The organism is Leuconostoc sp. S50, assembly GCF_016624925.1.
Taxonomy (GTDB): domain Bacteria; phylum Bacillota; class Bacilli; order Lactobacillales; family Lactobacillaceae; genus Leuconostoc; species Leuconostoc pseudomesenteroides.
Genome location: NZ_JACVUE010000018.1, coordinates 21888 through 32500 on the forward strand (window position 1 = coordinate 21888; position 10613 = coordinate 32500).

The window sequence follows — 10613 nt, forward strand, 5'->3', positions numbered from 1 at the left end:
ATTATACTTTTACTGTTCAATCTACTGATGAATAAGCAATATAAACTATTTATAAATATATAATATCATAACTTTATAATTTTAGCAAAACATAAAAATATAACTTTATAAAATAATAACTTTATAAAATAATATTAAACTCTATAACTTTATAAAAATATTGACATGGTGTGCTTGATACGTTATATTATGTGCATAAACATAAATTGAATTGCGTAAATTTATTATAAAAAGAAAAGCCACCAAGGACGGCAATCCTTGATAGCTACATACATCTTTTTTAGTTGATCAATGTAGTTATATTATACAACATAACCTTTGTGTTGTAAATGTGGGTGATTTCAAAAATAGTGAAGCCAAACACTTTAAGGGGTATGGTTGATATGACAGGTAGGGGGTAGTTGTGTTTCTTGCAACTCGGTAGATCCAAAGTGCTATATCAGGTGTACGAAAAAATAGACAAGTGCCATTTTCCCAGACACTACTGTACAAAAATATTTGGGTGCTACACAATCAATCCATACTGGGCGTGTAGTAGGGTGAGAGCGACCATTAACGGCTCGGCAGGTAAAACGGTGTCTACGGACACAGAGCTTGTGTTTAAGCTGTATCGTGACAAAGAGAATAAATATAGTGATACAGCGCCAATAAGGGCGTTTTTTTATTGGTTCAATGACTAAGTAAGTGATTAAAACAAGTGGGTAAAACCAAAGCTTGTATGGATAAGGTGACGGACGACTGAACGATCGGTCAAGTGTTTGTTTGATTAAAGTTTTTTTCTTCCTAAAAACAAGGGAAAAACTATCTTCGGCTCAAAACTTCCCTCACTCTCAATCAAGCATTTGTGACTTGCTTGTGTCAACAACTTCTTTTAGTTTTCTCTATTTATTTTGATTTAAAGACAAGAAAAAAAGCCACAATGATAATAATAACCACGGGCGAGCTTAACCGTTGTGGTGGCGGTTAAGCTCGCCCGTGGTTTCCGTGTTTGGTGGCAGAAATGGACGTATTTAAGTTCGTGTTTAATTGGTTTGAGAGTTTATTTGTCAAAAATAGTAAAATATAGTAAAATATATTTATAAATAGTAAATTATAGTAAAAAAGTAAGTTAACTTCAGTAGTTTGAAAGGTTTGGTTGCGATGGTTAATAATCCATATAATCCAGCATTTGGTGCTGTACCAACGTATTATGTTACTAATAGTTGGATAAGTGATAAATTTTTATCAGGCTTAGATAATTTAACGGATAAATGGCGCGAAACGATTGTTACTGGGATTCGTGGTTCAGGAAAAACAACAGTTATTTCGGATATTATTGGGAAATCTGCAACACGTGATGATGTTGTGGTTATTTCTGGTAATGCTGGGACAAGTGACTTATTACCTGAGATTGTCGCTGGTATGCAGAGAAAGTTACCGCGATTACCTAAACTTAAAACACTTGGCGTCAAGTTACCAGCTATATTTGATCTTGGTTTTGAAATGCCTACAAAATCAGCTTCATTTAGATACGATATTGAAGACATGTTAACGTTTGCTCAGACACAAGGTGTGACGGTGGTAATCGCTATTGATGAGGTTCAAAAACATTCTGAAGCTTTACGTGATTATGTGGCTGCTTACCAACAATGGAAAATGCAAAAATTGCCTGTCGCAACAATTTTGGCTGGGTTACCTAGTGCAATTAATGACATGTTAAATGACGATGTACTCACATTTTTTAAGCGGGCTAATCAAATTAAGCTTGCGGCCTTGGATGAGCAAGATATTTTAACCAACTATGCACAAGTATTTGGCGATCGAGTCCCTTTTACTTTAATTAATGCAATGGCTGAAGGTGCAGCTAACTATGCTTTTATGTTCCAATTAATTGGTTTCAATGTTTGGTTAATGAACAAAACAGCATACACTAAGGACGATATTGATAGTGCGTTGGAAGTCTCTAAACGAGGACTCTTTAAAGCAGTGTATGAACCAATGATTACTGATCTATCTCAAAATGATCAACGTGTCATTAGAGCCTCGTTAGCTGCCATGGACGGGAAAGTGATTGTTTATGCTAAACTAAGAGAGCTGAGCGGGATGAATGAGAATAGTATTTCTACTTATCGTCTACGTTTAATAAATGCCGAAATTCTAACTATTGCTGGTCGTGGGTTACTTAAATATAAGCAGCCTTATTTTAAAGAATTTTTGGAATCCTATTATATCGAAATTTGATTTAAATATGGGGTAGTATGTTATAATTAAACCAATTATTTTTTATCGCATGAGCCACCAGGGAACAGCTCTGCTGTGACCAAGGACAAAGACCGACAGGTCGTGGCCTGTTGGTGGGTCAAAGAGCTTAATCGCAAGGTTAACGTGCTAAAGATGAGAAAAATCGCGTAGCCCCCAAATTACTAATAGGGGGGGGTAAATTAACCGAAAGACAACTAGTCAAACCCCCAAGTTCGTATGGGGGTTAAGGGTTACAGGAATTTTGTATCAATGTGCAAAATTACCTAGCATGTCCTATAATATGTTTTCAAAAATGAGACAATATAATAAAACAATCATTTAAATCGGCATAGATCAACTATTACAATGAATATAAGTAGCCACTTTTTATGACTATGAATTTCTTTATTACTATTTTATCTACACTAATATTGTGAATTTTTAGTTGTATATTGTTGCAATGTTCGGGATCTGTTATTAACCTCGTTTTTTCGCTAAGATATAGATTCCTTTGAAGCCTCCCAGTTAGTAAATATTTATATATTGTGGTGACATAAAAAGCGTCTTAACCTATATTCGATACAATAAACCAGGACGATTAGGCTACCTTTTAAAACTGACAAGTCTGTTCTCCACGTGATTTGGCATAACCTATTCAGATTTTAAATTGCATTTTTTTATAATCAGGAATCAGTGTTTATAGTCATTTTTAGTGAGGAAGTGTTGGCATGAAAGATTTATCGCAACAACCGATTATCTTTACTGGTAAACTTAACAGTTTGACACGACTACAAGCCCAACAATTGGCAGCGATGTTAGGGGCGTTTCCTCAAACTAACATGAATCAAAAAATAAAGTATGTGATTGCTGGTCAAATAGAGCAGTCCATGTTCGAAATATTAACCACCAAAAAAATTAAGTATGCTGAGACGCATAGCGTTGAAATTTTGAATGAAAGCGAATTTTTAAAGTGGTGTATTTGGCGCTTACAACAGAAAAATTCTTTTTAATCACGTGTGATTTACATTAACAGCAGTTTGTCGTTCTTAATTTTGAACAGAAAGGCTGTTTTTTACGTACTTTAGTGATTAATGTTTTCTGGTTAACGATTTGAGGTTATTTTTAATATTTTGTCAATAAACTATGAAAAGTTATGATGCCTTAAAACGGCTTCTAAAGCGATTTAGATGGATTTGTTCAAAAATCTATTTTTGAAAATAATAATACTGGTTTATTCTGATTGAAATAGTTGACATCAGTCCGGATAGAAATTACCTTTTTGATGTCTTTTTTAAATGTCGAGTTTTTAACGACCACGAATTTTTTTATATTCTGCGTAGGCTTTACCTAAATAAGTGTTTGGACTCATTTCAATAGGGTCATCAAATTGTTGAAACTGGGTCTCATTAATGGGATTAAGGCTATATTTGACAAAACCACTTTTTAAATTAACAACTTCCGGAATATATTCAAGTTGACTATATTGTAGTGTGTTTAAAAATCCTAGTACATTTTCCATATGAGCTAATTGTGCTTTCAAATTAACGTCCTCTCGTTTAATCGCTAAATCGTTCACTTTTTGTGTTAGATCACCATATTTTAGTGTGGCGTTAGCTGCGTTTAGAGCAATATTTTCAACAAAAAAATTGTAACGCAAAACGCTAAATTTCACTGCGATTAAATTTAGACGAAATGACCTCTGGTTGACGAAGACTAATCACTTTCGGTTGTTTTTGATGAATAGCAGTATCAATGTTTAAATCTTGCAACATGTGATTAATCAATTGTAATTATTCATTGACTGATGTCGGTATTTCTGTAGGTGAAACATTGCGATAGACTTTTTGTAAATAATTTTTTCGCTTAAGAAATCTTTTGGTCTGTAAGAGCTTGAGTTGACTGATTTTGAAATGTAACGGGGTTACCATAGCACAAATCAAAAATTTGACAAAATGTGCAATGGTTTTTTCTTGCCAGTTGTCTTTATGATTTCTAAGATCGAAGCGTAATCTCAAATAAAACAAAAATTACATCAGCAATGATTAAAAATAGTCTAAGTGATGCAAAAATTTCAGTTGCGATCTAACCAATTTTTCGAACTTGTTTCTGTGACTTAAGGAGATTAAAAAATCAAATAACGATCAAAAAGGTTGCCCTGAGTCATTTGATTATTGGCCTTCATAACTTTTATCATGTCACGCTCATATTGAAAAAATTGTTGGCATGACTTGGGATGATATCAATCACTCATTGCTCCAGTTTGATTTTGATTTAATCTATTAAGAACATAGTATAAACATGGTCAAGTACACGACCATACTCTCCCAAATTAATTTCATATTCTCTCTTAAACCAGACAAACTCCCTTGTCTGGTTTTTCTCTGTTGCTAGTTTATTTAATATATGCGTGTTTGTGGTAATAAATCACCAATTAGGCAGGCTTTTTTCGAAGAGAAGAGTAAATTTAATGAAGTCAAGTTTCACAAAGTCCAAAAGGCCTGCTGACGGGATTGTGAGAACTAGACCAATTTGTTTCAGTAGAATTCACAAAATTAAATCACATAAAAAGCGCCTCAGCCTAATATTTTTAGGCGGGGTGCTGTTAACGTTCCATAAGCTGCATTATGTAGTTATCAAAATAAACATAGATAATTACAATCAAAAATTATTATTTGCTAGAATTAATCCCTTCAGATACTGAGTTTAATCGCTGAAGACACATTAACCATTCGCTACAGTAAATCGCTTTTGATTGTATTGGTTATTTTTAACTTCTTCAATGACCTTAAATGCCATTGTCCCAGACGTAGTCTCTGATAAATTTTGATTATTCACTAATAGTACATCATCACCAACTAAAATATTTTCTGATTTTGAACCAGCAATAAAGTTACTTCCAGGTGATACACCAAACCAATTAACATTTTTAACACGGCGCAGGAATTCAAGTTCGTATAATTGATTTTCAGGAATAGCACGCCACGGTTTCGTGCTATCATCTGCGGCAATTAGATCATAGGTCAGTTTTGTCTTTGATTCATCGGTGTATAGACTGCCTGCCCCTAAGATGAAGCCAATACGCTTGCTACTATTACGTAATAAACCAATTAAATGTGCAGCAAGATCAATTTGTAAGTAAGCCTGGTCGGGTGTAGTTGCAAACGCATCAATAATCACATCAACGTCTTCTAAATCGCTTGATGTGATTTCAAAAGCATCTTTTTTCAAAATGGTAATATCTTTAAATTCGTTGTTTAAAGTATTGAGCTTATCTAGATTTCGCCCATTTGCAACAACCGATAATCCATTTGAAACGGCTTCAGCGATTAATGATTGCCCTGTCATTCCAGTAGCGCCAATAATCAATAATTTCATCATTACAATCCTATCCTTTTATCTTGAGTATCTTAATCATAGTCAATTTACTTACTATTTACAAGTTATAACCCTTAACCAAAGTCAATTTGATCTAAAATTGTTTCCCGACTAGCTTGATCTAAACCAAGATAAGTGAACGTCATGGCCTCACTTGAGTGATTCAATAAATGCATCACTAAACCAATATTGTAATTTGATTGTGTATAAACGCGATAAGCGCCAGTTTTACGCATGGTATGCGTTCCTAAATAGTTGATTCCCAAAAGATCACCAACGCGTGCCATCACTTTATAAAACTGTTTCTCGGTGATATGACGATCTGTATGTGCTGTTGAGGGAAATAACCAGTCAGAATTGATATTTTCTTGGACCAGCCAATCATGATATTGAATCAAATCTTGTTTAACGGGTTTTAAATATAATGTATTCGCTTTACCGGTCTTTTTATCATGAATAAACGCTGTATTTTTAATAGATCCATCTGTATTGTAGACATCTGATTTTTTTAAGGTCATCACGTCACTCACACGTAGTAATGTGGCTTTTCCAACTTGAAAGATGGTGTAGTTCCGGCGACCAGCCCGAAAACTATCTAGTAAAGTGTCTTGTACCATTTTTAAAACATTTGAGTTTTTGATTGGTAGTACGATTTGTTGCACCATATACGTTAAATATCCTTAACTAATTAATCGTTTAAGTACGAGATTATGATTTTTTTTATAAAATCAATGTAATCTAGAAAATCCTGCTTAAAGATATATTCATTAGCCATATGGCTTGAATCGTTTCCTGGACCAATTTGGGCAATATCCATTCGATTATTTTCAGAGATAAATGTTGCGGCATCAGTTGTACCAGCAACAGTTCTCAAAGTGATTTGCTGTTTAAAGAACTCTGGTCCATATAGCGACACCAATTTAATGATTGAAGAGTCTTTACTGGTTACTACAGGATCTAATTGTCTTAGAACATTGAGTTCTAAATTCATATCTGCAACCTTATTCAATGCAATAATAATATCTTCTAAATCATTAATTATTTGCTCTGCATTAACACTAGTGGTTGTTCTGACTTTTGTTGTTAATTTCGCATACGCAGGGACTGAATTAATTTGTTCACCACCGGAAATAATAGAGTTTACAGGAATAATTTTACCCAGCACACTATCATTTATTTGAGCCATGTTACCAAAATATTTTTTTTGTTGATTCATGTATTCATGTAGATTATCAATTGCATTGATACCAAGCTCTGGCATCGAACTATGGGCCGATTTTCCTTTAGAGATAACTTCATAGTCTAACACACCATTTTGTGCAAAAATTGCGAATTGAGTACTTTCCCCCAATTTGGGATTAGACAGTCGAGACGGTTCAGCAACAATTAGTGCTTCGATATCTGATATTAGGTGATGACCTAATAAACTAGCAGATCCTAATTGGCCCTTTTCTTCACCACCCGTGGCTAGAATTCTAATTTTTCCACCTAAATCTACCTTCTCATCCTTAAGTTCGATTAAGGCAATGATTAAAGCAACCAATCCTCCTTTCATATCCGAGGTACCGCGTCCAAATAATTTTCCTTCCATCTCGGTCAGTACAAACGGATCGCTTTGCCAATCTGACAATGGTCCGACATTCACTGTATCCATATGCCCAGTTAGACCTAGTATACGATCACCCTCTCCTATCGACACTATCAGGTTAGATCTTCCTGTGGCAAATGGTATTTCTGTTGATTCAATGTTGTGATCCTTCAGAATTTGTTTAAAATATTCAGCTAGTTCTTGTTCATTCTGGCCGTCTGTTTTTATAGAGATAGATTTTTCTAGTATAGAAATACGTTCGACACTTTTCATGTTTAAAACCTCCTAATTTTAAGTTCTATTATATCAATTTACAAGAAAATAGCCCCTATTATCTAATCAGTAGATAATAGGGGCTGTTTTGTAAGGGATTATTTTTAAAAGAGACCCTTTTTTGAGCAACCAATAGATTTGAAGATAAATCCTAAATTGTATTTTAGCGTTGTCATGCTTGGTGTTGAAGATGACCCTCCGTAAGTAAACCGTGCAGAATTATCTCCTTCATTAGCTGTTCCACCACTGGTCAACTGACCATCTTTATTAGCTAAGTTGATCAAAATTGCTTAAATACACCTCCCTTAATTTTTAAAAATTAAGAGAGGTGTCATTATGAAAAAAGTCTTTACAAAATTTGGTGATGTGATAAGATAATATAGTTGTCTCAAAGGGCAATAAGTAGCACATTGAAAACTGAACAAAACTTTGAACAAACGAATCTGTGGCTGTTACTTAGGTAACAAAAACAAATTTGCGAAGTCAATTCGTAACAAACAATAAACGGATTAGCGTTATAGAGAATATAGCGAAATAATCGTCAGTTTAATCGAAGAGCAATCTTCAAATTTTCAAATTGAGAGTTTGATCCTGGCTCAGGATGAACGCTGGCGGCGTGCCTAATACATGCAAGTCGAACGCACAGCGAAAGGTGCTTGCACCTTTCAAGTGAGTGGCGAACGGGTGAGTAACACGTGGACAACCTGCCTCAAGGCTGGGGATAACATTTGGAAACAGATGCTAATACCGAATAAAACTCAGTGTCGCATGACACAAAGTTAAAAGGCGCTTTGGCGTCACCTAGAGATGGATCCGCGGTGCATTAGTTAGTTGGTGGGGTAAAGGCCTACCAAGACAATGATGCATAGCCGAGTTGAGAGACTGATCGGCCACATTGGGACTGAGACACGGCCCAAACTCCTACGGGAGGCTGCAGTAGGGAATCTTCCACAATGGGCGAAAGCCTGATGGAGCAACGCCGCGTGTGTGATGAAGGCTTTCGGGTCGTAAAGCACTGTTGAATGGGAAGAACAGCTAGAATAGGGAATGATTATAGTTTGACGGTACCATACCAGAAAGGGACGGCTAAATACGTGCCAGCAGCCGCGGTAATACGTATGTCCCGAGCGTTATCCGGATTTATTGGGCGTAAAGCGAGCGCAGACGGTTGATTAAGTCTGATGTGAAAGCCCGGAGCTCAACTCCGGAATGGCATTGGAAACTGGTTAACTTGAGTGCAGTAGAGGTAAGTGGAACTCCATGTGTAGCGGTGGAATGCGTAGATATATGGAAGAACACCAGTGGCGAAGGCGGCTTACTGGACTGTAACTGACGTTGAGGCTCGAAAGTGTGGGTAGCAAACAGGATTAGATACCCTGGTAGTCCACACCGTAAACGATGAACACTAGGTGTTAGGAGGTTTCCGCCTCTTAGTGCCGAAGCTAACGCATTAAGTGTTCCGCCTGGGGAGTACGACCGCAAGGTTGAAACTCAAAGGAATTGACGGGGACCCGCACAAGCGGTGGAGCATGTGGTTTAATTCGAAGCAACGCGAAGAACCTTACCAGGTCTTGACATCCTTTGAAGCTTTTAGAGATAGAAGTGTTCTCTTCGGAGACAAAGTGACAGGTGGTGCATGGTCGTCGTCAGCTCGTGTCGTGAGATGTTGGGTTAAGTCCCGCAACGAGCGCAACCCTTATTGTTAGTTGCCAGCATTCAGATGGGCACTCTAGCGAGACTGCCGGTGACAAACCGGAGGAAGGCGGGGACGACGTCAGATCATCATGCCCCTTATGACCTGGGCTACACACGTGCTACAATGGCGTATACAACGAGTTGCCAACCCGCGAGGGTGAGCTAATCTCTTAAAGTACGTCTCAGTTCGGATTGTAGTCTGCAACTCGACTACATGAAGTCGGAATCGCTAGTAATCGCGGATCAGCACGCCGCGGTGAATACGTTCCCGGGTCTTGTACACACCGCCCGTCACACCATGGGAGTTTGTAATGCCCAAAGCCGGTGGCCTAACCTTTTAGGAAGGAGCCGTCTAAGGCAGGACAGATGACTGGGGTGAAGTCGTAACAAGGTAGCCGTAGGAGAACCTGCGGCTGGATCACCTCCTTTCTAAGGATAATCGGAAAGCGACAGTGACTTAGATGTCAGTTCGTGAAGTTCAAAGTTTTGTTTAGTTTTGAGTGTGATACTGAAATAGGTATCATGTTCAGAAGTGATCCTATGGGGAATTAGCTCAGCTGGGAGAGCACCTGCTTTGCAAGCAGGGGGTCAGCGGTTCGATCCCGCTATTCTCCATAGCTAGTCGCAAGGCTAGCGAGTTGCACATTGAAAACTGAATAGTAACAAATTCTTTTAAAAACAATCGTAAGATTGTAATAAATGAACCGAGAAACAACACAAAAAAGTTCTTTAATAAAGAACGGTTTAATCGCAGGTCTGAGAAATGACCAACTCATAAACTTAAACAACAGTTTCGGCTGTTAGGTTAAGTTAATAAGGGCGCGTGGTGGATGCCTTGGCACTAGGAGCCGATGAAGGACGTGACTAACTACGATAAGCTTTGGTGAGCGGTAAGTACGCTATGACCCAGAGATTTCCGAATGGGGAAACCTAACTCGTAAGAGTTGTCTGTATCTGAATACATAGGATATTTGACGGAATACGCTGTGAACTGAAACATCTCATTAGCAGCAGGAGCAGAAAGAAAAATCGATTCCCTCAGTAGCGGCGAGCGAACGGGGAAGAGCCCAAACCAACGTGCTTGCATGTTGGGGTTGTAGGACTGATAAATAAGAGTTACAAAAGTGTTTTATAGCAGAACAAGTTGGGAAGCTTGGCAAAATAGGGTGATAGCCCCGTAAGCGAAATAAAGCAGACTCTTTTCAGGATCCTGAGTACGGCCGGACACGAGAAATCCGGTCGGAATCCGCGGGGACCATCCCGTAAGGCTAAATACTCCCTAGTGACCGATAGTGAACCAGTACCGTGAGGGAAAGGTGAAAAGCACCCCGGAAGGGGAGTGAAATAGTTCCTGAAACCACGACGCCTACAAGAAGTCAGAGCCCGTTAATGGGTGATGGCGTGCCTTTTGTAGAATGAACCGGCGAGTTACGGTATCGTGCGAGGTTAAGGTGGAAAGACC

At 37.8% G+C, this 10613-nt stretch carries 6 protein-coding genes, 1 tRNA gene and 2 rRNA genes (1 of these 9 only partly in view); 5 read left to right on the forward strand and 4 right to left on the reverse strand.

The genetic code is table 11. From position 1 onward, the window contains the following. Nucleotides 1-1140 precede the first annotated feature (1140 nt). Both IAE53_RS10895 and IAE53_RS10900 read left to right on the forward strand, forming a co-directional pair. Nucleotides 1141-2220, forward strand: a complete 1080-nt coding sequence (locus IAE53_RS10895; RefSeq protein WP_200136469.1) for an ATP-binding protein — start codon at nucleotides 1141-1143, stop codon at nucleotides 2218-2220. 728 nt (nucleotides 2221-2948) lie between these two features. After that, nucleotides 2949-3230, forward strand: coding sequence for a BRCT domain-containing protein (locus IAE53_RS10900; RefSeq protein WP_013102150.1), 282 nt, complete (start codon nucleotides 2949-2951; stop codon nucleotides 3228-3230). A 296-nt stretch (nucleotides 3231-3526) separates the two neighbouring features. Here the strand turns inward: IAE53_RS10900 and IAE53_RS11450 are convergent, their stop codons facing one another. The 4 genes from IAE53_RS11450 to IAE53_RS10920 form a co-directional block, all read right to left on the reverse strand. Continuing rightward, complete coding sequence (locus IAE53_RS11450; protein WP_233610753.1) at nucleotides 3527-3892, reverse strand: hypothetical protein; 366 nt, start codon at nucleotides 3890-3892, stop codon at nucleotides 3527-3529. 1049 nt (nucleotides 3893-4941) lie between these two features. Next, nucleotides 4942-5598 carry an NAD(P)-dependent oxidoreductase gene (locus IAE53_RS10910; RefSeq protein WP_233610752.1) on the reverse strand — a complete coding sequence of 219 codons (657 nt, stop codon included), beginning with the start codon at nucleotides 5596-5598 and terminating at the stop codon, nucleotides 4942-4944. A 71-nt stretch (nucleotides 5599-5669) separates the two neighbouring features. Beyond that, complete coding sequence (locus IAE53_RS10915; protein ID WP_200136468.1) at nucleotides 5670-6260, reverse strand: site-specific integrase; 591 nt, start codon at nucleotides 6258-6260, stop codon at nucleotides 5670-5672. Between the two features lie 23 nt (nucleotides 6261-6283). Beyond that, nucleotides 6284-7456 (reverse strand): ArgE/DapE family deacylase, encoded by a 1173-nt coding sequence (locus tag IAE53_RS10920; protein ID WP_200136467.1) that lies wholly within the window; start codon nucleotides 7454-7456, stop codon nucleotides 6284-6286. Between the two features lie 573 nt (nucleotides 7457-8029). Between IAE53_RS10920 and IAE53_RS10925 the strand changes: the two genes are divergently transcribed. The 3 genes from IAE53_RS10925 to IAE53_RS10935 all read left to right on the forward strand — a co-directional run. After that, nucleotides 8030-9580 (forward strand): 16S ribosomal RNA (locus tag IAE53_RS10925). 113 nt (nucleotides 9581-9693) lie between these two features. Then, nucleotides 9694-9766, forward strand: a tRNA-Ala gene (locus IAE53_RS10930). A 188-nt stretch (nucleotides 9767-9954) separates the two neighbouring features. Beyond that, a 23S ribosomal RNA gene (locus IAE53_RS10935) occupies nucleotides 9955-10613 on the forward strand (it continues 2256 nt past the right edge of the window). The 16S and 23S rRNA genes sit together here with 1 tRNA gene alongside, the layout of an rRNA operon.

What these genes read in the sequence shown, in the direction of transcription:
- IAE53_RS10895 (WP_200136469.1), top strand. Translation starts at nt 1,141, where the DNA reads ATGGTTAATAATCCATATAATCCAGCATTTGGTGCTGTACCAACGTAT.
- IAE53_RS10910 (WP_233610752.1), bottom strand. Translation starts at nt 5,598, where the DNA reads ATGATGAAATTATTGATTATTGGCGCTACTGGAATGACAGGGCAATCA.
- IAE53_RS10920 (WP_200136467.1), bottom strand. Translation starts at nt 7,456, where the DNA reads ATGAAAAGTGTCGAACGTATTTCTATACTAGAAAAATCTATCTCTATA.
- IAE53_RS10900 (WP_013102150.1), top strand. Translation starts at nt 2,949, where the DNA reads ATGAAAGATTTATCGCAACAACCGATTATCTTTACTGGTAAACTTAAC.
- IAE53_RS10915 (WP_200136468.1), bottom strand. Translation starts at nt 6,260, where the DNA reads ATGGTGCAACAAATCGTACTACCAATCAAAAACTCAAATGTTTTAAAA.